Source organism: Mycobacterium asiaticum, assembly GCF_001673365.1.
In the GTDB taxonomy this organism is placed as follows: Bacteria; Actinomycetota; Actinomycetes; order Mycobacteriales; family Mycobacteriaceae; genus Mycobacterium; species Mycobacterium asiaticum_A.
The window spans coordinates 82,572-106,863 of the sequence record NZ_LZLS01000197.1 but is presented as its reverse complement, the minus strand read 5'-3'; the positions used below and the strand labels follow the sequence as shown (position 1 = coordinate 106,863).

The following is a 24,292-nucleotide window of genomic DNA, read 5'->3' as shown; positions in this document are numbered from 1 at the left end:
CGTGCCAGTCGTGGTGGTCACCGATACCTCGTCGCGGGTGCCGGCCGAGTTACGGGACAAATGGGCGATTCGTGAAGTCCCGCTGCACATCCTGCTCGATAGCGCCGACCTGCGCGACGGCGTGGACGACGTCCCGGAGGACATCCACAAGCGGCACGCCACCACCGCGGCGGCTACCCCCGCCGAACTATGCGCCGCCTATCAACAGGCGTTGACCGATAGTGACGGCGATGGCGTTGTGGCCGTTCATATTTCGTCAGGACTATCGGGAACCTGTCGTGCCGCCGAACTCACCGCCGCCAACCTCGGGCCCGCGGTGCGGGTAATCGATTCCAAGTCCACGGCGATGGGCACCGGATTCATGGCGCTGGCCGCCGCCCGAGCCGCTGCCGCCGGGCAGGATCTTGATGCCGTCGCCCGCGCCGCGACCTCCGGAATCGACCGCACCCACGCCTACATGGTCGTGCACCGATTGGACAACCTGCGCCGCAGCGGACGCATCGGCGGCGCCAAGGCATGGCTGGGCACCGCGCTGGCACTCAAGCCGCTGCTGCACATCGACGACGGCAAACTCGTACTGGCGCAACGGATCCGGACCGCCAAGGGCGCCGTCACGGCGATGGTCGACCAGGTTTGCGAGATTGTGGGGGAGCATCCGGCCGAACTTGCGGTGCACCACGTCGCCAACCCCGACGGCGCGCAGGATGTCGCGGCCGCGCTGGCCGACCGGCTACCCGCGTGTGAACCTGCGATCGTGACGCCGCTCGGACCGGTGCTTGCGTTGCACGTCGGCGACGGCGCGCTCGCAGTGTGCCTGCAGCTGGCCGACTGAGTTTCGGCGCGCCTCAGATCTGTCGCACGAAGACGGTGGTGCCCACTGCATCGTTGTTCCAGAAGTAGATAGGCATTTGCGAGAAGGGGTAGGACCCCGTATTGAACACGTAGAAGTTGTTGGCCGTCGCCGATGACACAACAAAAGGCGTGTGATCGGCGGTGACAACCTGCGTGTAGAGCGGCACACCATTGATCGTGGTGACGGTGATGACCGTGCCCGCCGGCAGGTGGTTACCTAGCGCCAGGCCCGGCACCAATGACTGCGGGACGGCTCCCAGCTCACCGCCGGAGTCGATGAAGGCGCCCACGGTTTGCGGCAATCCATTGTTGATCTGCACTTGCACAACGGTTCTCGGGGCCCCGTCCATTTCCACAATGGGTGGCAGCGGGTTGGGCCCGAACTGCGCGATGCCGCGCGGCAGGTTGACCAACGTTCCCTCACTCATGTTGCCCGGCAACGTCGCAGTTACCGGCGAGCCGAATGGGAAATCGTTGTTCTGTCCCACACCCAGATAAGGCGTTAGCGAGTTGACCGGGATATTGGCACCCGAGCTCACTAAGAATGCGTTCTTCGCGACGCCGACCGTGGTCGGCCCCGAGACGATTCCATTCCCGAAGTTCAACGTCGTCTGATAGGTGTCGAAATCAACGTGAACCGCGCCCCCGTAGACGATGCTGCCCGACCCATTGGGCACACCGAGGGTCGCGAAATCGACGTAGCTCGGCGGGACCACAAGGCCGCTGGCGCCGGAGTCGAGAGTGACGGGCAGCCGTGGTCCGCTGCCAACCGAGATATCCAATATCGGGCTGCCCCACTGACCGGGATGAATAAGCGTTTGGTTCGGGCCCAGGGCCGTGCTGATCCCTGCGGTGCCCGGCAGTCCCAGCAGGCCACCGCGACCGCCCGCGCCGCCCACACCGCCGGGTCCACTGGCCCCGCCGGTACCGCCGATGCCGATCAGGCCGGCTGATCCGCCGGCGCCCCCGGGCATGCCGCCGTACAGGTTGTCACCGCCGGTGCCGCCGAGACCCAGCAAGAATCCGCCGGCCCCGCCGGCGCCGCCGGCGGCTCCGTATCGGACGCTGGTTCCGCCGGTACCACCCCTGCCGATCAACCAGCCACCGGGCTCGCCGGGCGTTCCCACGCCGTCAGCGGTGGTGTAGCCGTTAGCGCCGTCACCGAACAGTGGGCGCCCGGTCACGTCCACGAATGGGTCGTTGACCAGGTGTGACGCGGTCGAGGTGAGGTGCTGGGCGATGGCGATCTCGGCGAGGACAAACTCGCGGGCACTCTCGAGCATCCTGAGCTGGAATTGCTCGTAGGACGTGGCGAACTGCTTGGCGACGGTTTGATATTGCAGCCCATGCTCGGCAAAGAACGTCGCGACCGCGGTCGAGATTTCGTCGGCGGCGGCCGGAATCAGAGCACCGGTAGGAAAGGCGGCGGCTCTGTTGACCGCGTTCAGTCCCGCGCCAAGATTTTCCAAATCCGTTGTCGCCGAAGCCAACACCTCGGGACGCACGAGCACCAACGACATGTAAGCCCTCTCCCGTACCTGCCGCTTTCAGCGGCACCCGACACCGACTGTTAACGGAGTCGAGACGCGGTCAAAGCATACCGTCGAGCAAATGCTCTGGGATGCGAATTGAAAAGCTACCCGGTGACGGCGCCCATGTATATGCCGCCGTATATGCCGCTCAAATTTCGGTGGCGGTCAGGCTCTTGTTCGCGCCCCGACACGTAGTGCGTTGTCGCCCCTGGGATGCACAACTTGCGGCCACCAGAACCAACGGCCGAGCAACGTGGCGATCGACGGCATCAACAACGTGCGCACGATCAGCGTGTCCAGCAGCAGACCGATACAGACCGTGGACCCAAACTGGCCCAGGACGCGCAGATCGCTGCCGAGCATCGAGGCCATGGTGAATGCGAACACCAGTCCCGCGGCGGTCACCACGCCACCGGTTCCGGCCATGGAACGAATGATTCCCGTCTTGAGACCGGCATGGATCTCCTCCCTGAATCGGGAGACCAGCAGCAGGTTGTAGTCGGATCCGACAGCTAACAGGATGATCACCGACAGTGCCATCACGATCCAGTGGATCCTGATGCCGAAAAGGTCCTGCCAGATCAGCACCGAGAGCCCGAACGACGCCGCGATCGAGCTGGCCGCTGTGCCGACGATGACCAGCGCGGCGACCACGCTTCGGGTGAGCAACAGCATGATCATGAAGATCAGCGTCAGCGCCGACACCACCGCAATCATCAGGTCGTACTTTGCGCCGTCGTGCATGTCCTTGAACGTGGCTGCCGTTCCGCCCAGATAGACCTTGGCATCGGCCAGCGAGGACTGTTTGAGCCCCTCCTGCGCGGCGAGCCGTTCTGAGTCGACGCGCGAAATCCCTTCCGGCGTCATCGGATCGCCCTGGTGGGTGATGAAGAAGCGGGCCGACTTCCCGTCTGGTGACAGGAACATCCGCAGACCGGTCTGAAAGTCCGGGTTGTCGAAGGCTTCCGGTGGCAGGTAGAAGAAGTCGTCGTTCTTCGACGCATCGAAGCTCTGCCCCATAACGATCGCGGTATTGCTCAGCTCGTCCATCTGGTCGAGCATCGCCGAGAAGGTCGCCTGCATCGTCAGTGTCAGGGCCTTGGTCGTTTTCATCGTGGTGATCATCGGTGGGATCAACACCAACATCTGATGGGTGGCCGCCGCGGTGCGCTGAATGTCTTTGGTGAGTTCGTCGAATTGGCCGGCCAATTGGTCAAACCCATCCAACGACTCGAACAGCGATCGCAACGACCAGCAAATCGGGATGTCGAAACAGTGTCGCTCCCAATAGAAATAGCTGCGTATCGGGCGCCAGAAGTCGTCGAAGTCGGCGATGTGGTCGCGCAGTCGGTTGGTGATCTCGGCGGTGTCGGCCGTCGTCTTGGCGCTGTCGTCGGCGGCGCTGGAAAGTTCCTTCGTCACCGTGTACATGCGCTCCATGGTCTCGATCATGAACTGCATTTGGTCGGCCATCGTGGTGATGTCGGCCATCCGGTCCTTCAGGAACTTCATGTTCTGCATGGTCGTCTGGCTTTGCATGCTGTTCTGAAATGGTATGGAGCTGTGCTGAATTGGAATGCCCAGCGGACGGGTGATGTCCTGCACCATGGCAATGCCGACGGTGCGCATCACGTTCTTGGCCACCCGGTCCAGCACCAGCATGTCGGCCGGGTTGCGCATGTCGTGGTCGGCTTCAACCATCAACATGTCCGGATTCATCCGCGCCTGGGAGAAGTGCCGGTCGGCGGCCTCCTGACCGAGGTTGGACGGCGCGGACGTCGGCAGGTAATAGCGGTCGTTGTAGCTGGTGTGGAAGCTGGGCAGCGCCACCATGCCGATCAGCACGATTGCGGTGCTTACCGCCAAAACCGGTGCGGGCCAACGCACCACCGCGGTGCCCACCCGCCGCCACAGTCGCCCTTGCTTGCGTGCCCGCTTGGACTCGAACAGGTGCAACTTGCTGCCCAGGAAGACCACCGCGGGGCCCAGCGTGAGGCCGGCCAGCACCACGACCAGCATGCCGATCGCCACCGGCGCGCCCATGGTGTTGAACCAGGGCAGGCGCGCGAAGCTCAGGCAGTAGGTAGCGCCCGCGATGGTCAGTCCCGACCCCAGGACGACGGGGGCCACCCCACGAAATGTGGTGTAGTAGGCCGTTTCTCGGTCCTCGCCGGCTCGCAGCGCCTCTTGATATCGGCCGACAAGGAAGATTCCGTAATCGGTTCCGGCCGCGATCGCCAGCATGGTCAGGATGTTGGCCGCGAACGTGGTCAGTCCGAATGCGTTGTTTTCGGCGAGAAACGCGACCAGCCCGCGCGCTGATGCCAACGCGATGAACGTCATGAACAACTGCACCAGGGTGGTGACGATCGATCGGTAGACCAACAGCAGCATGATCGCGATCGCGCCCAGGGTGAACAGGGTGATCTTGGCCAGACTGGCATTGCCGATGACGTGCATGTCGTCACTGAGCGCGGCCGGACCCGTGACGTAGACCTTCAGCCCGTTCGGTGGCGGGTTCTTGTCGATGACCTTTCGCACGGCCTCCACCGAGTCGTTGGCTTCGGTAGTGCCCTGGTTGCCGGCCAGGTTCAACATGACGTAAGCGCCCTTGCCGTCGGCGCTCTGGGCTCCGGCCGCCGTCAGCCGGTCGCCCCAGAAATCCTGGATGTGCTGAATGTGCTTGGGCTGTTCGCGCAGTTGACGGATCAGGTCGTCGTAATACCGGTGGGCGGCATCACCGAGTGGTCCCTGACTTTCCAGCACAATCATCACCGTGCTGTTGGAGTCGAATTCCTTGAAGTTGTGACCCAGCCGCATCATCGCCACCATGGACGGCGCGTCCACGGGAGTCATCGGCGCGGAATGCTGTTCGCCGACGGCTTCCAACGATGGAACGAAGACGTTGAGCACCACGGTGATCAACACCCAGCCCAGGATGATCGGCACCGCCAGGATGCGGATCAGGTGCGGGATTAAAGGCCGGTGGTGCTTGGCCGCGGGGCCGTCGGCGACCTGGATCGGCGCCGTGTCGTCAGTGCTCGCGCGCGTCGTGCTGTTGAGGTCGCTCATGCCGATTTCACCAGGCAGAAGGTCTGCGGGTTGACGCCGTCGGACTTCTTTTCTTCACGAACCACCCCGTCGACGGTGATCCGGCAACCAATGCGGCTGCCGTCGGTTTGCGCCATGATGTTGGCGCTCACCGACGGCAGTGTCGTCGAGACGGTGAACGACCAGGGCAGCGGCGCGTTGTTGACCTGGTGGGTGTTGGCATCGGCGTCCCAGTAGTTGATGTTGGCGGTGGCGCCGGCCGAACCGTAGATCTCGTAGAGCACCACTTTCGGGTTGAACTGCACGATCTCGATGCCGGCACCGGCGTTGGCATTGAGGTCCTCGGAGCCGAAGATTTTGTGCAGCCGCGACACGACAAGCGCGGAAATGGGGAGAACCACCACCAGAACCAGCGGTATCCAAAGCTTTTTCAGGAAACGAAGAGTGGGACCCGCGACCGGAACAGTCCTCATCGCCACCTCGCTAACGGTTTGCACATACCGACCCCGGACACAACGCGAGATCGCGGAGCTTGCTTCCCGCGCGGCGGGATACTAGCTCGGCTAAGTATGCTAGCCCGGTAGTGGACGATAGCGTTCCTCGGGGTGGCTGCAATGTGCCGAACGACACTGTTAGCGCGCGACCCTGCCGGTGACCGGCGGTAGGTCGGCCAGTGTCACGATGCCGGGGCGGGCGGCCACTACCGCAGGCACCGCATTGGTGACCGGCAGCGCGGTGTAAATCATGCCGAGTCCCATGAACCCGGGTTCTTTCCAATCCCGCGGCGGGAGACAGTGCAACACCGTGCGCATGTTGGGCAGGCCGAAGACCTGGATGACATGGCCGTGCTCGAGCGGTTTGGGTGGGATCACGTGATCGCCCATGGTCCAGTTGAATCCGACGCTGACGACGTTGCGGTCGCCCTCCCAGCCGCGGTGGTAACCGTGCACGGCGCCAACGGTTCCGGCCGGGATCTTCATGAAACCCAGGTCCGTGTCGCCGGTGGCGGCGGTGAAGGTGACGTCGAAGGTCATCCGGTCCAGTCGGGCGCCGATCGCGTCGGCCATCATCGCGGCGGACTCGGCGAATACCTCACTTTCGCGCCGCACGCTCTCGGCCAGACCCGGCGTCTCGGGATCCTGCGAAAAGCCCATCGCCGTCTGGGTTCCCGCGGATTCGTAGGTCGAACAGTCCACTGATTCGGTGATGCGGATCTCGTCGACGCGCTCGCAGCAGCCGCTGAGCACCATGCCGACCATGTTCGTTATGCCCGGGTGGGCGCCGCTGCCGAAAATAGAGGAGTTGCCTTTCGCGCAAGCCTGCAGAATGCGCTCGCGGTCCTGCGGCGTCTGCTTGCCGCCGGTGATCCACGCCGCGCTGGAGCACACGTTGACCCCGGACTCCAGCAGCCGCACCAACTCGTCGATGTTGGGCCACAACGGGTTATAGCAACACGCATCCGCGCCCAAGGCGATCAGCGCGTCGATGTCGCTGGTGGCCTGCACACCCGTCGGCTCCGGCCAGCCCGCCAGATCGGCGGCGTCGACACCGACCTTGTCCGCGCCGTGCGCATACACCCCGACGAGTTCCATGTCTGGCCGGCCGATGATCGCGTGCAACGAGCGTTGTCCGATGTTGCCCGTCGTCCATTGGATGACACGCAGCGGACGGTCTGGGCTGGCCGTGCTCGTGGGGGAGCTCATCGGGTACTCCTTGCTGCCAGCGCCGAACGTGCGGCCAGTCGCACCCTCGGCGTCGAACGTGCGGCCAGCCGCACACTCGGCGGGACTATCAGTGACCGGCCCGGTTCAACACCGACATCGCACCGGACAGAATCTGCGAAAACGGATCGGCGCCGCCACCGAAGGTGGCCTGCGTGGCCGGCGCGGTGACGGCCGCCGGGTCGTAGCCGTTGACCGGATCCACCTGGACCGGAGCGGTCAGCGGGTCGTCGTTGCGGGAGTAGCCCGCGTTGACCGACGGCAGCATCACCGCGTCGAGCTTGTTCAACGTTTCCTCATCGACCCCGAGGTATTGGAAAGCAAGTGTCAGTGGCAGATGCCGTTCGGGAATCAGGAATGTGGTGGTCTTCGCGCCGCGGGAGTTGACCGTCGTACGGATGTTCTGCGGCGGCACCATGCTCGCGTTGGTGAAGGCGACCGCGGTGTGCCCGGTCATCAGCCCCACCAACGTATTGGCGAGCGACATCAGGTTGTCCGGCCGGTCGGGGAAGTCGGCGATCGAGTCGTAGGCGGAGATGAACATCCTGGTGTCGTACTGACTCTCGACCGGCGGCGGCACCTCATAGTCGAGTGCGGGGACGATGCTGCCGACCGGGAACATGGCGGTCAGGAAACTCTCGCCGAACGCATGTCGGGCTACCGGATCGCCAAATGTGTTGAAGGTCAAGTGCTCTGGCGGCGGAGCGTTCGGATCGGTGGCGAGCCTGGCCTGAAGTTCGTCGAGCACCAACGCACCTTCGGACAAGCCGATGACGGTGCCGGGACCGCCCGCGCTGATCGCCGCGGCGAGATTGTCCGCACCGACGACGACCGACTCGCCGACACTCGGGCCGTCCGCGCCCAACCCGGGCAACATTTCGTCCAGCCTGGCGATGCCGGGGAACAGCCGTCCCAGTACGTGCCCCTGGACCTGCCCTGCGGGGTAGTCGACGATCTGCCGGCGACGGGTGGGCAGCCATTCGGCGCCTTCGCGGCGAATGTACTCGTCATAGGGAATGCCCAGGACGTGCGCGCCGCCCAGCGCGTAGGCCATCTCGTCGGTCGGCGACGGGACCAGCGGCGATTCGTCGGCTTTCGCGACCCCGGTGCCGAAACAACCTGTGGTGCTAGCCATTACCAGCGCGAAAGCCGCCGCGAGTAGTTTCTTCATCCCTACACCTCGCCTGCTCGACTCGATTCGTAGTCTGTCACACGTCATCCACCCGCGCCGACCCGGCGCTCTCGCGGCCGCGACGGCCACCAACTGGCCTGCCCCACCAGGGCGGCCACCGCCGGGACCAGGATGGTGCGGACCACGAAGGTGTCGAGCAGTATGCCGACACCGATGATGAAGCCGCCCTGTACCACGGTGCTGATGCTGGAGAACAGCAGACCGCACATCGAGGCGGCGAAGATCAATCCCGCCGCCGTGATCACACCGCCGGTCGAGCCCAGCGCGCGTATGACGCCGTAGCGCATGCTGCGCGGAGATTCGTCACGCATGCGCGAGACGAAAAGCATGTTGTAATCGGCACCCACCGCGACCAACACTACGAATGCCAAAGGCGCCACGCTCCAATGCAATTGCTGATGCAGCAGGTACTGGAAAAACAGGACGCCGATACCCAGCGCGGACAGGTACGAGATCACTACGGAGCCAACGAGGTAGAGCGGCGCGATCACCGCACGCAGCAGCACCATCAGGGTCAGCAGCACGACGAGGATGGTCACGGCGATGATGAAGCGGATGTCGTGGTCGTAGTAGGCGCGGGTGTCGCGCAGCGTCACGGTGTATCCCGCCATCGAGACCGTGGCGTCCGCGAGCGCGGTATTCGGTTGGGCCCCCTGGGCGGTGGCGGTGATGGCGTTGATCTGATCCATCGCTTCGGCACTGAACGGGTTGAGTTTGGTTTGCACCAGGTACCGCACCGTGTGGCCGTCCGGGGAGACAAACATCTTGGCGGCCTTCTTGAACTCGTCCAACTGCAGCAGCTGAGCCGGGATGTTGAAGCCCGCCATAGACGGTTGTGCCGCTTCGTCTTTCATCGCCAAGAGAAACGCTGACGCCTCACCGAGTCCGGCACCCAGTTGTTTGACTTGGTCGACGAGCTGTTCTACTCCGTCAGCCAGTTGCTGGCTGCCGCCCGCGGAGCGATCGGCTCCCTGTTGGAGTCTGGTCAGGCCGCCCTGCAGGCCGCCGGGCTGATCGAGGCCCACCGCATGCAGCGCCTTGGTCAGCTGAGCGAACGTCGCGCGCAACCGGTTCACGGTCGCCTCCAGGGTCTGCCGGTCCTGGAAGGTCTGCATCTGTTGGGCCAGCTCGTTGATTCGCTCGATGCTGCCGTCGCCGCTTACGTTGACCATTCGCTCGAACTGGGCCCGGGTGTTGCTGCAGGACGGATCGGCGTTGCACACCATATTGTTCTGCAGGGCCGCCAGCACCGGACCGATCCAGCCGAACATGTCTTTGACGGCCGTGAAGTTCATCCCCATGGCTCTGCCCAGCGCATTGACGCTGTTGACGAGCTTGGTCGCGGTCTCGACTTCCGCGACCAGCCTGTCGCCGCCGTATTGGCTTCGCATCGAGGTGAAAGCGTCGATCACCCCTTGGAAACTCGACACGATCTGGCTGACCTGTCCGCGCGCCTCCCGGAGGTTGGTTGCCAGTAGGTCGGCGCCGTTCACCAGGCGGTTGAGGTCGTCGGTGTGATCGCTGATCAAGTCAGACGCGCCACCTAGCCGGGCCCCGATGGCGCCGGCCTGGTAGGTGGCCCGCAACTCTTCGGGCACCACACCGGTGGGTCGGGTGATGCCGGTGACCGCGGCGACATTCGGTAGTTGGCTGACCCGCTCAGCGAGTTGTTCGAGATCGGCCAAGGCGCGCGGGGTGCGCAGGTCATGCGGTGACCGAATCAGGATGAACTGGGGAATGGACTGATTGACCGGGAAGTGGTTTTCCAAGGCGGCATAGCCGATCGAGCTGGGCGCTGATGCCGGCACGGCCTTGCGGTCGTCGTAGTTGTAGCGCACCAATCCCGCACAGGCGGCCAGGATCGCCAGGACCAGCAGGCTGGCCACCAGATGCGCAGTCGGACGGCGCACGATGCGAACGCCGGACCGCCGCCACAGCCGGGCGGTGAGCTCACGACGGGGCTTGACCCAGCCGCGGGGACCCGCAATCACCAGGATCGCGGGCAGCAGGGTCAACGCCGCCAGGAATGCGACGCCGATTCCGATCGCCGACGCCACACCGACGGTCGAGAAGATCCCCATCCGCGAGAAGCTGATCCCGAGGAAGGTGATTCCCACCGTGGCGGCGGATGCCGTGATCACCTTGCCTATCGAAAGCAGCGCGTTGCGGACGGCTTCGTCGAAGTCCGCGCCCGATCGCACGTAGTCGTGATAGCGGCTGATCAGGAACACCGCGTAGTCGGTTCCCGCGCCGGCGATTATCGCGCTGAGAAACACGATCGACTGATTCGATACGCCCAGGCCGGTCAACTGGGAGACGCCGGCCACCACGGCTTGGGCGATCACGAGCGAACCGCCGATTGCGATCAATGGCAGCAGCATGGTCACCGGATTGCGGTAGACGAGCAGCAGCACAAGCAGGACCAGGACGCCGATGGCAATCTCGATCGGCAGCCGGTCGTGTTGACCGGCGGCGGTCAGGTCGGCGACGGTGGCCGCGGGTCCGGTGAGATGTGCTTTCAGCGGCGTTCCGCTCGTCTGGTTCACGGTGTGCTCGACGATGTCAGCGACGCGGTTGAACGCGGCGTAGGACTTCGGAGTGCCCAGTTCGCCGGCCAGGCCGACCGGCAGCACCCACGACTTGTGGTCCTTGCTGGTCAGCGCGGGACGTAAGGCCGGGGTGGTCACGAAATCCTGCACCATCACGACATTGCGGGTGTCCTGACGCAGCGCGTCGACCAGCTTTCGGTAGACGGCTTCGTGGGTGGGTCCGAGACCGTGCTCGTCGGTTAGGACCACCAACAGCAGGTCTTCTGAACCCGATTCGCGGAACGCCTCGGTCATCTGTCGGGCGGCGACGCTCGACGGGGCATTGGGGGGCAGGATGGTTATCGGATGCCGCTGGGCCATCTCGTTGAGGGAAGGAAATGTCAGCGGAAGCGTCACCGCGATCGCGGCCCACAGCCCGATCACCAGCCAGGGCCACCGCACCACTACATCGGCTAGCCGTCGCAACTCGTCCCCACCTCCGGTACTCGCAGTCGTGCGCCACCGCCCGCGACACCGACCCGGACGCGAATCGCGCGAGTGCGAGAAACCGCAGTCTTCGAGTCACCCCACACTATGCAACGCGTCCCCAGTTTCCACTGTCGGCGACTTGGGCACACACCGCTTTCATCGCCTCCATGTAGCGGGCAACGGATTTCTGGGCGACCGGGTTGTCCGGATGCATCACCGCCATCGCGGTGCCCTCGCCGTATTTGAAGATGTAAACCGTGAGCTGGTACGAATACCTGCCGTCCCCATAGATACCGATGCTGTCCGCATAACCCATGTCGGCGGCGGCGAGGACGGCGTTGAGCGGGGCGGCGTCTGCGTGCAGGAAGTTCGTCACGGGAAAGTTGGGGCGAGGCCAACTCAGCGACGGCACCAACTCCAACGCGCGGTAGTAGGGCACCCTGGCCATGTCCAGACCGGAATCGAAGGACGCCTGTGCTGCCCACGCCGCTTCCGCGAACGAAGTCGCGGCTATCGGCACGGTGATCGGCACCAGGCCGGTAAACCAGCCCTGGGTCATGAAGTTGTCCGAACTGGTGCGGGAGTCGCGTGGGGTGAGTCCGTAATAGGTGGTAGCACCGGTGAACTCGTGTTCGACCTGAGCGATGCACGCGAACAGGCCCCCGACGAAGCGGGCACCGGCGGCGGTGCAGGCCGAGTCGAACCGGGCGGTCTGGTCGGGGTCCATCAGGATCTCGGTGACCATGTCGCTGTTGCTGGGGGTCGACGGGTCGCCCAGCGGCAGCGGGAAGTCGGGAAGGCTGCCGTCGTTGTTCTCGGCGAAGTCGATCCACGCTTTGATTTGCGGTGTATCGACCGTCAGCGTCGAGGTGTATTCGCGTTCCCGGACGCAGAAATCGTCGTAGCTGCCGGCTTCGGGCAGGGCGAGGGCTTGGCCGCTTGCCGTCAGTGTGGTGTACATGCCGTGCGATTCGAGCATGGTGATGCCGATGAGCGTCGCATCGCCGTGGACGTGGTCGATGCACGCGTAGAAGGTGAAATGGCTTTCGCTCTGCACGATTCCGAACGTGAAGCAACCCCATTCGAATGCATTCGGGGTAGCCACGACATGGTCATGTATCTGTGGGACGGTCATAGCACCGTGGTCGATCGGCATGAATTCGATATCGTCGGGATCGCTGATGGTTCGCCTGACGATGTCGCCGTCCGGTCTGTATTCGAACCAACTTCGGTAGGTGTCATGCCGGCGCAGATATGCGTTGAGCGCACGATCCATCACGCTGATGTCGCATTCACCCGGAACTTCACAGGTGGCGATGATCTGCCGTGAATAGTCGAGTCCGGCTGCGGGACGGTCATGGCAACCACGAAGATGCTGAGCCTGCATGTAGCTGACCGGCACCGAACTGACCGGCGCGTGCCGGGCCTTCTCGCGTGCCTCGGCCGTCGGATGCCAGGAGATGACTGTGCCTGGGCGCACCGTCCAATCGTTGATTGAGCCGATCGTAATTTTCCCGATACGCAAGATTTCTCCTCGACGTGGACCGCCCTGGTGAGGTCCGCTGCTAGCGCCATCAAGATAACCCGCGGCCATACACCGTCGGCGAAGTGCGTGATCGGGACACAGCCGCTCGGGTAGGCGGCGGATGGTTAAAGTGGACCAGCGGCTTGGTGTGGGGACCGGGGCGGCACCGCTTTGGTGACCAATACCCCATGTCAGCCCCGAGCAGGGTTCTTCCTTGCAATACTTGCGTCAAAGATAATTTTGCGGCGCAACCGGGCGGTGGGTGATGCTGCCGGCTAGGGCTCGGTTGGAGCCACGGCGGGGGCCGCCCGACGCGCCATATTGGCCAGCCCAGGGCGATCGAGCGTTTGCGGTCGAGTCAGAGAGGACACGCGCAATGGCAACAGCCGACGACCGGTCGGAGCAGACGTCGCGGTTTGCGGTCGTCGGTTACGCGGTGCGCTTTCCGGGCGCTGCCAATGCCGATCAGTTCTGGGACGTGTTGCGCCAGGGACGCGAAGGCATATCGGAGGTACCCGGAGACCGCTGGGATGCCGACGAATTCTTCGACCCGGATCCCGACGCGCCCGGCAAGGTTGTCACTCGCCGCGCAGGTTTCGTCGACGACGTCACGGGCTTCGACGCGCCGTTCTTTGGTCTGTCGGCCCGCGAAGTCAGGTTGATGGACCCTCAGCACCGATTGCTGTTGGAGACGGCGTGGCACGCGGTGGAGCATTCGGGCACCGCACCAACGGCTCTGGCGAACACCAACACCGGGGTGTTCATCGGTCTGTCCACCCATGACTACCTGGGGATGGCTTCCGACGAGCTGGATTATCCCGAAATCGAAGCCTATATGGCGATCGGGACGGCGGCGGCCGCGGCGGCGGGCCGGATCAGCTACCGGTTGGGACTGCAGGGCCCGGCGGTCACCGTGGACACCGCATGTAGTTCGTCGCTGGTGGCGATTCATCAGGCGTGCCAGGCGTTGCGGTTGGGGGAGTGCGATTTGGCACTGGCCGGGGGCGCGAATGTGCTGCTCAGTCCGGCGACCATGATCACGTTCTCGCACGCGCACATGCTCGCTCCGGACGGCCGCTGCAAGACGTTCGACGCCGCCGCGGACGGCTATGTGCGCGGCGAGGGCTGCGGTGTGATCGTGGTGAAGCGACTCGAGGACGCGGTCCGCGACGGTGACCACATCCGGGCGGTGATCCGGGGCAGCGCGGTGAACCAAGACGGCGCATCGGGCGGCTTGACGGTGCCCAACGGGATCGCTCAGCAGCGGGTGATCACCGAAGCCATGCAACGGGCCGGTGTCGCGCCCAGCGAAGTCGGATATTTGGAGGCCCACGGCACCGGGACATCGTTGGGCGACCCGATCGAGGTCCAAGCCGCGGGTGCCGTACTCGGCGCGGGCCGCGATGCCGACCGGCCACTGTTGATCGGTTCGGTCAAGACCAACATCGGTCACCTGGAAGCGGCTGCGGGGATTGCCGGCGTGGTCAAGGTGATCCTCTCGCTCGAGCACGAAGTGCTGCCCAAGCACCTGAACTTCCGCGATCCCTCGCCGCACATTCCGTGGGACCGGCTCGCGGTGCACGTGGTCGATGAAACCACCGGCTGGGAACGAGACGGACGGCCTCGGATCGCGGGCGTCAGCTCGTTCGGATTCTCCGGCACCAACGCACACGTCATCCTTGAGGAAGCACCGGCCGATGCCATCCCGGCGCCGCTCGAGCAACCCGCCGATCGCCGATTCAGCGTGCTTCCAATATCGGCCCGCACCCCGGCTGCGTTGGTGCAGGTTGCCGAACGCTACCGAAGCTGGCTCAGCGAACATCCGGAAACCGCTTTGTCCGACGTGTGCTTTACCGCCGGAGCGGGACGGGCGCACTTCGAGCACCGCGCTGCGTTGGTGGTCAATTCCACCGAGGTCGCCGGCGAATTGCTCGAAGCCCTCGCCGACGACCGACCGGCTCCCGGATTGGTTCGGGGAGTGTGCGCTGACACCCCGAAGACCGCGTGGCTGTTTCCGGGCCAGGGTAGCCAGTACACGGGCATGGCCAAAGAGCTGTTCAAGACCGAGCCCGTGTTCGCCGAGACCGTGCTGCGGTGCGCCGAGGTGGTTGACCCGGTGCTCGAAAAGCCGTTGCTGGACGTCATTTTCGCTGCGGATGACGACGACACGCTGCGCCAGACCAGCTACGCCCAACCCGCGTTGTTCGCAGTGGAGATGGGGCTGGCCCGGCTTTGGCAGTCATGGGGTTTCGAACCCGATGTGGTGCTCGGGCACAGCGTCGGGCAGTATTCGGCCGCCTGCGTCGCCGGGGTGTTCAGCCTCGAGGACGGCGCGTTGCTGCTCGCCGAGCGCGGCCGCCTGTTCGGCAACCTGCCAGCCGGCGGTCGGATGGTAGCCGTGTTCGCCGACGCCGAGCGGGTCGAGCGGTTCACCGACGAATACCCGCGGCTATCGGTGGCCGCCTACAACGGGGCCAATACGGTGCTGTCGGGGCCTGCGGAGGATCTGGACGGCGCGGTGGCCACGTTGACGGCCGACGGCGTCCGCTGTGATTGGCTCGACACCAGCCACGCCTTCCACTCGGCGCTACTTGACCCCGCGCTCGACGAATTCGAGACGTATGCGAGCCAGTTCGAATACCGTGCGCCGCAACGAATTCTGGTGTGCAACCGGACTGGTGCCGCGCTGGGCAGGAACGTGAAGCTCGACGGCGCTTACTGGCGCCGCCACGCGCGGCAACCGATCGAATTCGCCAAGAGTGTGACCACCCTGGCCGATGTCGGATGTGCGGTGCTGCTCGAGGTCGGACCGCAACCGGTGCTCACCGCCGCGGCGCTGCGCGCCTGGCCGGACCCGGCGACCGCACCGCGGGCCATCGCCTCCTTGCGCCGAAATGCCGGCGACCGCCGCCAGATCGCCGAAGCCCTCGCCAACGCATATGTCCTGGGCCATGTGCCGAATTTTGCTGCTGTGCAACCGGTATCGGCGCACAAGCTGGACCTGCCGCCGTATCCGTTCCAGCATCGCGAGTACTGGTATAAGGAAAAGCGCACCCGCCCCACCTTTAGCGCCGGCGAATCGGACGGGGTCCGCACCGAGGCCGTCCGGTTGCTCGAAGACGGCCGCGTCGAGGAACTCGCGGCGCTGCTCGACGGGGGGAGCGGCGACCAGCAAACCATCGATACGTTGAACAAGCTTGCCGCACAACACAACCGGCAGCGCAGCGCCCGGTCCATCGCCGATGCGCGCTACGAGATCCGCTGGATAGAAGCTACTTCGGGGCGGGCCGGCGAGGAATCCTGCTGGCTGGTGGTCGGTGACGACGCCGAGGTGACCCAGCCTTTGGTCGAGGCATTGACCGCCCGCGGCCACCGGTACCACGTTGTCGGGTTGCCCGCCTCCGACGCCGACGAGCAAGCTTTGCAACAGGTCTTGCGCGACTTGGCTGCCGAGGAATCGTCGTTGGGAATCCTGCATCTGGCGGCGCTGGAATCTGATACCGCACCATCGATGCGCTCGCTGCTGCGGATGCAACACCGGGTATTGGCCGGGACGCGTCGACTCTTCCGTGCCGCGGCGGCGGCCGAACTGCGCACCCCGATCTGGCTGATAACGCGAGGCGCACAACGGGTTACCGACACCGACACTGTTTCGCCGGTGCAGAGCTGCTTGTGGGGGTTCGGCCGCGCCGCCTCCCTGGAACATCCGCACGTGTGGGGCGGACTGGCAGATTTGGCCGCGGGCGGGACCGACGACTGGTCGCGGCTGGTCAACCAGTTGGCCGCGCCGGGCGGGGAAGACCAACTCGCGCTGCGGGATCAGGCGATCTACGTGCCGCGGCTGACCCGGTGCACCGGCCTGCCGACCGCTGCACAGCTGGAATTACGCTCTGACGCAACGTATCTGGTGACTGGCGGCTTGGGATCAGTCGGGCTGGAGATCGCCGGATACCTGGCCGAGCACGGGGCCCGGCAACTGGTGCTGACCAGTCGCCGCTCACCGAGCCCGGAAGCTCAGCAACGCATCGACGCGATGGCCGAACAGTTCGGCTGCGAAACAAGGGTTGTCGCGGCTGATGTCGCCAATCCGCATGACGTGGCGCGTCTGTTGGCCACGGTGGAGTCCGAGCTTGCGCCGCTGGCCGGAGTCGTGCACGCGGCGGGCGAAATGGGCACCACCGTGCTGCGTGATCTGGATGACGCCGAAATCGACCGAGTGTTCGCCGGGAAGGTTTGGGGCGCTTGGAATTTGAGCGAGGCCACGGCGGGGCTGCGGTTGGATTTCTTCCTCAGCACCTCCTCGATCGCCTCGGTGTGGGGCAGCTTCGGCCAAACCGCCTACAGCGCGGCGAACGCCTTCCTGGACGGGTTGTCCTGGCGGTTGCGTGAGCAGAATGTCCCAGCGGTCAGCATCAATTTCGGTCCCTGGCTGGCGGGATCGACCGGCATGGCCGACGAGGAAGCTCGTGCGCGGCTGGATCAACGTGGGGTCAAGGCGATGACGCCCGCTGACACCTTGGCCGGCATGGCCGAATTCATGACCGCCTCCGCACCGCAAGGTGTGGTCGCCCGCATCGACTGGTCCCGCTTCCTGCCGCTCTACCAGCAGGCAGGCAAGCGGTCGTTTCTGGCCGACCTGGAACGCGAGGTGCCTGATCTGGTATCCGCACCGACACCGTCGGGGACCACCCGCCTGGTCGAACAGCTGAAGGTCGCGCCCGTGCAACAGCGCAAGCGGATCGTGCTGGAACATCTGCGCACGGCCGTCGCGGAGGTGACCCATACCGACAGCGCCGAAATCCGGGAAGAGGCAGGGCTTTTCGACCTCGGCATGGACTCGCTGATGGCCGTGGAACTGCGCCGCCGACTCGAGCAGGCCGTCGGCAAGGAGTTGCCGGCGACCCTGGCGATGGACTACCCGCGCATCACCGACGTCGCGGAATACCTGCTCAACGACGTCCTCGGGCTCGGCGCATCCGCCGCTGCCACGGCGGAGGCGACCAGGGCCCCGGCCGCTCCGGCGGCGACCGCCTCGGATGAGCCGATCGCCGTCGTCGCGGTGGCGTGCCGCTTCCCCGGCGGACCGGATCCCGAGTCCTACTGGAAGGTGCTATTCGACGGCGTCGACGCGATCCGCGAAATTCCGGACGACCGTTTCGACATCGACGAGTACTACGACCCGGACCAGGAGACGCCGGGCAAGATCTACACCCGCTACGGCGGATATCTCGACGGCGTGGACGGATTCGATCCGGAGTTCTTCGGCATCTCCCCGCGCGAAGCGGTATGGATCGATCCGCAACAGCGGCTGATGCTCGAAATCGCGTGGGAAGGCTTGGAGCGTGCCGGGTATTCACCGGCGGCGTTGCGCGGCAGTCGAAGTGGCGTGTTCGTGGGGGTGGCCGCCAACGAATATTCGCACCTGCTGTCCGGCGACTCGGTGGACAGCATCGAAGCCCACTTCATCACCGGCAATGCGCTTAACGCCATCGCCGGTCGGGTTGCCTTCGCGCTCGGACTGGAGGGTCCGGCGGTGGCGGTAGACACCGCGTGCAGTTCCTCGCTGGTGGCGGTCCATCAGGCCTGTCAGGCCCTGCACTCCGGTGACTGCGACCTGGCGCTGGCGGGCGGGGTGAACGTGTTGTTGAGCCCGGCCTCCATCGTCGCCGCATCGCGTGCCCGGATGCTTTCACCCGACGGCCGATGCAAGACCTTCGACGCCGCCGCCGACGGCTATGTGCGCAGTGAAGGCTGCGGCATCCTGGTGCTCAAGAGGCTTAGCGACGCGCAGCGCGACGGCGACCGGATCGCCGCCGTCATCCGCGGCACCGCGGTCAACCAGGACGGCGCGTCTAGCGGTCTGACCGTACCCAACGGCGGTGCGCAGCAACGACTTATCACTTCGGCGCTGACGCGCGCCGGCATCGGCGGCCGCGACGTCGACTACCTCGAAGCGCACGGCACCGGCACCGCGCTGGGCGACCCGATCGAAGTGCAGGCCGCCGCGGCGGTCTACGGCCCCGGCCGCGACCCGGACCGTCCGCTGCTGATGGGATCGGTAAAGACCAACATCGGGCACCTCGAGTCGGCCGCCGGAGTCGCCGGCTTAGTCAAAGTCGTATTGGCACTGCAGCACGAGGTGCTGCCGCAGAACCTGCATTTCGAAAATCCCTCGCCGCACATCCCCTGGCACACCCTCCCGGTGCGGGTCGTCGACACTGCGGTGCCCTGGCAGGCCAATGGCCGGACCCGGCGGGCCGGGGTAAGTTCATTCGGCTTCACCGGAACCAACGCCCACGTGCTCATCGAAGAGGCGCCGCCACCGCTGGCCAGTCCCGACGAATACTCGCCGGAGGACGCCAGTTCCGACCGCGCGTCGGCACCCGACACCCAACAGGTCAGCGTGTTGCCCCTGTCGGCACGGTCTGCTCAGGGCCTGGTGGCACTAGCGCAGCGGTACGGGGACTGGCTGGACGCGCATCCGAAGGTCGATATCGCCGATGTGTGCTTCACCGCCGGGGTCGGGCGCTCACACTTCGAACACCGGGCCGCGCTGGTCGTCGATTCGGTGCAGGAAGCCCGAGACTTGCTGGGCGAGTTGATCGAGAACCGGGTGCGCCCGGGGGCGGTACGTGGCGAGTGCACTGACCCGCCGACGACGGCGTGGCTGTTCACCGGACAGGGCAGTCAGTACCCGGGGATGGCACGCGAATTGTTCGACACTGAACCGGTTTTCGCCGAAACGGTGCGAGCGTGCGCGGAAGCCGTCGACGGGCTGCTGCCGCGCCCCTTGCTCGAGGTGCTCTTCGACACCGACCGGGAACTCGGTGGCGAAGCGACGGAATCAGCCGCCGCAACACTGCGGCACACCTCTTACGCCCAGCCCGCGCTCTTCGCTATAGAGATGGGCTTGGCCCGACTGTGGCAGTCGTGGGGTCTCGAGCCTGACGTGGTGCTCGGACACAGCGTGGGCCAGTACGCGGCCGCGTGCGTGGCCGGAGTGTTCAGCATGCAGGACGGAGCGCGATTGATCGCCGAACGCGGCCGGCTGTTCGGCAGTCTGCCCGACGGCGGCCGCATGGTCGCGGTGTTTGCCCCCGCCGAGCAGGTGGAGGATGTCGCCGAGGCCTACCCACAGGTTTCGGTCGCTGCCTACAACGGTCGCAATACGGTCCTGTCCGGTCCGGGGGAGGACCTGCAACAAATCGTCGCTGCCTGCGGCGATGACGGAATCCGTTGCACCTGGCTGGAAACCAGCCACGCGTTCCATTCGGCACTGCTGGACCCGGTGCTCGACGAATTCGAGTCCTTTGCCTCGGGATTGCAGTTCGCCGTGCCGACCCTGCCGCTGGTCTGCAACCGCACTGGCGCGGTGCTGACCTCGGAAACCCCACTGGACGCCCAGTATTGGCGTCGGCATTCCCGCCAGCCGGTGCAGTTCGCCGAAAGTGTGCGCACCGTAGCGGCAATGGGCTGCTCGGTGGTGGTCGAGATTGGGCCGCAACCGATTCTGACGGCGGCGGCGTTGCAGGTTTGGCCGGAGTCCTCGGCACCGCCGCGCGCCATCGTTTCGCTGCGCAAGGGCACCGATGCCGGACGCCAGCTCGCTGAAGCACTGGCCGCGACCTATGTCAGTGGACATCGGCCGAATTTCGCTGCGGTACAACAGGTTTGTGGGCGCAAGCTCGAACTGCCGACCTATCCGTTCCAGCGCCGCCGGTACTGGCCGAAGACTTCGGGCATCCGCACCGACGGGTCTGCCGTCTCCGGAATCCTCGGCAGTGCAAAAGATCTCGCTTCCGGCGACGCCGTCTACACCAGCCGCCTGTCGGTCAAAACACAGCCGTGGCTGGCCCATCACGTCATCTACGGCACCGTGGTAGTTCCGGGTGCGACGTATGCCGCGATGGCCCTTGCTGCGGTCGGGACACCGGCGCGGGTGCAGGAGGTGTTCTTCTACGAGCCAATCATATTGGGCGAGAAGAATTCTCGTGAGGTGCAGCTGACGCTGCATCCGCTCGAGGACGGCAGCGGCTGGAAGTTCCGGGTGCACAGCCGGCCATACGGGGTGCGTGAAGCCGAATGGTCGCTCAACGCCGATGGCACCGCGGTCAGCGGTGATATCGACACGCACGAAATCGCCGACGAAAATGCCGCCGGTCCCACGGATTCCGTCGAGGTGGCGATCGAGCGATTGAATCGCACTCGTCCTCAGCAGCTTTTCGAGACCTTCACCGACATGGAGCTGTCCTGGGGCCCGACCTGGTCTACTTCGCTGAAGTCGCTGTGGGTCGGCGACGGTGAGGCGATCGGGGATGTCGCGGTCGGCGATGAACTCGCCGAGCATCTCGGGAGCGAGCCGATTCATCCAGTGCTGCTTGACTTGTGCACCGGCGTTGCCTTCCCGGCCTTCCCGGCGCTGCTGGCGGCCGAACACGGCGTCGCCGACCTGTACCTGCCGCTGCGGTATGGACGAGTGGACGTAGCCGGGCGGATGCCGCGCCGCTTCTACTGCCGGGCGCGCTGGCACGGTGGCAGCCTGGACAGCGAAACGCAGGTTTTCGACCTCGATTTCCTGGATCGCGATGGTCACCGGTTGGGCGGTATCCGCGAGTTCACCGTCAAGCGCGCGCCGCGAGAGGCGTTGCTGCGCGGGCTCGGTGGCGACACGACCCGCCTGCTGTACACCGTCGGCTGGCACGAGGTGCCACAGCCGGCCCAGGGCGGTGGAGACGGTGAACCCGCCGACCAAGTCAACGGCGCCTGGCTGGTCGCCGGATTCGACGAACTCCTGGCCGATCTGCCCAACGGCATCTCCGTGCAACGCAACGCCGATCGCCAGCACTGGCAGCAGGCTTTCGCCCAAGTTCAACAGCGCGGCGCGCCGATCTCCGGGATCGTCTGGCGCGCTGGCGGACAACCCGACGACGCGCAGTCCAGCGCCGAGTTCACCGCGCGGCTCGAGACCGAGATCGGCGCCTTGCTCGACGCCGTGCATCGCCCACTGGCAGACGAAACGATCAAACTCACCGGCGGTTTGTGGATCGTCACCGAGCGTGGCGTCGCGACCGAACCGGGCGAGCGGGTCGATCCGGTGCAGACCGCCCTGTGGGGCCTGGGCCGCACCATCATTGCCGAACAGCCGATCCTGCGTTGCAGGCTCGTCGACCACGACGGGTCCGACGATGCCGTGCGATGGCTGGTTAGCCTACTCGGCGCACCGGCGACCGAACCGGAACTCGCACTGCGCCAAGGGAAATTCCTGGTGCCGCGGTTGCTGCCGTGGGCACGCAGCGGTCACCTGCCGATGCCACGGACGGCCGACTACGTGCTGGCACCGACCGAACGCGGCGCGATCGACAACCTTCGCCTCACCGAGCTGGAGCTGGCCGCACCCGAGCCGCACGAGGTCCAGGTCCGGATGGAAGCCGCCGGGTTGAACTTCCGCGATGTGCTCAACGTACTCGGCCTGTACCGGGGCGATCCGGGCCCCATTGGTGGCGACCTGTGCGGTGTCGTGTGTGAAATAGGCTCTGCCGTAACTGGTTTCGAACTCGGACAGCGTGTGTTCGGCTTCATGCCCGGGGCGTTCGCCAGCCGGGTCAACGTGCCCGCGCAGTTGCTGGCTCCGGTGCCCAAGGGACTGGGGGCAGTAGACGCGGCGAGCATTCCCGCCGCGGCACTGACCGCGCGGCTCGCGTTCGACTGGGCGAAGCTACGCGCCGGCGACCGGGTGCTGGTGCACGCGGCCAGCGGCGGGGTCGGACTGGCCGCAGTCCAGTTGGCCCGACAGTGTGGCGCGACGGTCTTCGCGACCGCCAGCAACTACAAGCGGGCGATGCTACGCAAGATGGGCGTGCAATACGTCTACGACTCGCGCACTACGGATTTCGCGGACCAGATCCTCGTCGACACCGACGGAGCCGGCGTCGACGTGGTACTCAACAGCCTGACCAACGAGGGCTTCGTCGCGGCAACGGTACGGGCGACCGCGCGAAACGGCCGGTTCGCCGAGATCGCCAAGCGCGACATCTGGACTCCCGAACAGATGGCTGCGGCACGACCCGACATCGCTTATGAAATCGTTGCCCTAGACGGCACGATCGTGGCCGACCCCGCGCACATCCAACGACTGCTGGGCGAGTTGTCCGACGGGCTGGCCAGTGGCGAGGTCGCGCCGGTGCCCGCCGAAATCTACCCGCTGACCGAGGCTAAGACCGCGTTCCGTCGGATGCAGCAGGCGCGCCACATTGGCAAGATCGTGCTGCAGATGCCCAGCCCGCTGCAGCCGCGCGCCGACCGCAGCTATCTGATCACCGGTGGGCTCGGCGCACTCGGGTTGCACACCGCGGCTCACCTCGCGCAACTTGGGGCCGGCGACATCGTGTTGACCAGCCGGCGGGCGCCCGACGCAGGGGCGCTGCGGGCTATCGCCGACATCTCCGAGCGTTTCCACTGCCGAATCCACACTTTCGCGGCCGACGTCGGCGATCAAACCCAGGTCGCGGCGCTGCTGGAGCGGATTCGGTCGGAATTGCCGCCGCTTGGCGGTCTGGCCCATCTGGCCGGAGTGCTCGATGACGCGCTGCTGCCCCAGCAGAACCTGGACCACTTCCGTACCACCTTGGCGCCCAAGGCTTTCGGTGCCTATTACCTGCATCAGTTGACCAAGAACGACGATCTCGATTTCTTCGTGATGTACTCGTCGGCTTCCAGCGTGCTCGGCTCACCGGGCCAGACGAACTACGCGACCGCTAACGCGGTGCTCGACGGGCTGGTCGCCTACCGCGCCGCGCTCGGTCTGCCGGCCACCGGCGTCAACTTCGGTCCCTGGGCGAAGGGCGGCATGGCCAGTTCGCATGCCGCGCAAGCTAACTTGAGTGCGCAGGGCATGATGCCATTGGAGCCCACCGCGGCGGTCAACGCGCTCAGCGAAATCATCTCGCACGGCAGCGCGCAGGCAACCGTCATCAAAGCCAACTGGCAACGCGCGGCCAAGATGCTCGGTGGCACTCGTCCGCCGCTGCTGGACCACGTGCTGCCCAGCGCGGTCGCCGGGGCAACGGGGGACAGCGAGGTGCTGCGCCAGCTGCAGGAAGTGCCCGAATCGCAGCGTGCCGACTTCCTCACCGAATATCTGCAACGGGAAGTGCAAAGTTTCCTGCGGCTTGCGCAACCGCCGGCGGCCAGCAGCCGGTTCCTGGACCTCGGCACGGATTCACTGATGGCCGTGGAACTGCGCAACCGGTTATATGCCCAATTCGGCGGCGCGTTCACGATCAGCGCCACAGCGGTATTCGACTATCCGACGATCAGGTCGCTCGCTGAGTACCTGGCCGAGTTGGTGCCGGGTTTGGTCGGGGACTCAGCGCTACCGGCACCGGCGGCTGAGGGCTAGCGGG

9 protein-coding genes are annotated in these 24,292 nt (G+C 65.4%); 2 read left to right on the top strand and 7 right to left on the bottom strand.

Annotated features, from left to right (window positions below; all coding sequences use genetic code 11):
- Position 1 precedes the first annotated feature (1 nt).
- Entirely contained in the window at positions 2 to 832 is an 831-nt protein-coding gene (locus A5634_RS22940) for a DegV family protein (RefSeq protein ID WP_065146322.1), read from the top strand.
- Positions 833 to 845: 13 nt separating this feature from the next.
- Here A5634_RS22940 and A5634_RS30045 read toward each other — a convergent pair whose 3' ends face one another.
- From A5634_RS30045 to A5634_RS22905, 7 genes are all read right to left on the bottom strand, one after another.
- The gene (locus A5634_RS30045) at positions 846 to 2,372 is read right to left on the bottom strand and encodes a PecA family PE domain-processing aspartic protease (RefSeq protein WP_065146321.1); all 1,527 of its coding nucleotides are present in this window, start codon (positions 2,370 to 2,372) and stop codon (positions 846 to 848) included.
- A 177-nt stretch (positions 2,373 to 2,549) separates the two neighbouring features.
- A complete protein-coding gene (locus tag A5634_RS22930) occupies positions 2,550 to 5,456 on the bottom strand; it encodes an RND family transporter (RefSeq protein ID WP_065146320.1) in 2,907 nt (968 codons plus the stop codon).
- Positions 5,453 to 5,908, bottom strand: coding sequence for an MmpS family transport accessory protein (locus A5634_RS22925; protein WP_081290604.1), 456 nt, complete (start codon positions 5,906 to 5,908; stop codon positions 5,453 to 5,455). The genes A5634_RS22930 and A5634_RS22925 overlap by 4 nt, the downstream gene beginning before the upstream one ends.
- A gap of 159 nt (positions 5,909 to 6,067) precedes the next feature.
- Positions 6,068 to 7,138, bottom strand: coding sequence for an NAD(P)H-dependent amine dehydrogenase family protein (locus A5634_RS22920; protein ID WP_065146319.1), 1,071 nt, complete (start codon positions 7,136 to 7,138; stop codon positions 6,068 to 6,070).
- An 88-nt stretch (positions 7,139 to 7,226) separates the two neighbouring features.
- Positions 7,227 to 8,327 (bottom strand): acyltransferase PE, encoded by a 1,101-nt coding sequence (gene pe, locus A5634_RS22915; RefSeq protein WP_065146318.1) that lies wholly within the window; start codon positions 8,325 to 8,327, stop codon positions 7,227 to 7,229.
- Between the two features lie 44 nt (positions 8,328 to 8,371).
- A complete protein-coding gene (locus tag A5634_RS22910; protein WP_301337125.1) occupies positions 8,372 to 11,362 on the bottom strand; it encodes an RND family transporter in 2,991 nt (996 codons plus the stop codon).
- Positions 11,363 to 11,468: 106 nt separating this feature from the next.
- Positions 11,469 to 12,890: a condensation domain-containing protein gene (locus A5634_RS22905; RefSeq protein ID WP_065146317.1), complete on the bottom strand. Its 1,422-nt coding sequence runs from the start codon at positions 12,888 to 12,890 to the stop codon at positions 11,469 to 11,471.
- Between the two features lie 376 nt (positions 12,891 to 13,266).
- Between A5634_RS22905 and A5634_RS22900 the strand changes: the two genes are divergently transcribed.
- Entirely contained in the window at positions 13,267 to 24,288 is an 11,022-nt protein-coding gene (locus A5634_RS22900; protein WP_065146316.1) for a type I polyketide synthase, read from the top strand.
- Positions 24,289 to 24,292 lie beyond the last annotated feature (4 nt).

Excerpts from the sequence above, each read along its gene's own strand:
- A5634_RS22930 (WP_065146320.1), bottom strand. The coding sequence starts at position 5,456 with ATGAGCGACCTCAACAGCACGACGCGCGCGAGCACTGACGACACGGCG.
- A5634_RS22920 (WP_065146319.1), bottom strand. The coding sequence starts at position 7,138 with ATGAGCTCCCCCACGAGCACGGCCAGCCCAGACCGTCCGCTGCGTGTC.
- A5634_RS22900 (WP_065146316.1), top strand. The coding sequence starts at position 13,267 with ATGGCAACAGCCGACGACCGGTCGGAGCAGACGTCGCGGTTTGCGGTC.
- A5634_RS22925 (WP_081290604.1), bottom strand. The coding sequence starts at position 5,908 with ATGAGGACTGTTCCGGTCGCGGGTCCCACTCTTCGTTTCCTGAAAAAG.
- pe (WP_065146318.1), bottom strand. The coding sequence starts at position 8,327 with ATGAAGAAACTACTCGCGGCGGCTTTCGCGCTGGTAATGGCTAGCACC.
- A5634_RS30045 (WP_065146321.1), bottom strand. The coding sequence starts at position 2,372 with ATGTCGTTGGTGCTCGTGCGTCCCGAGGTGTTGGCTTCGGCGACAACG.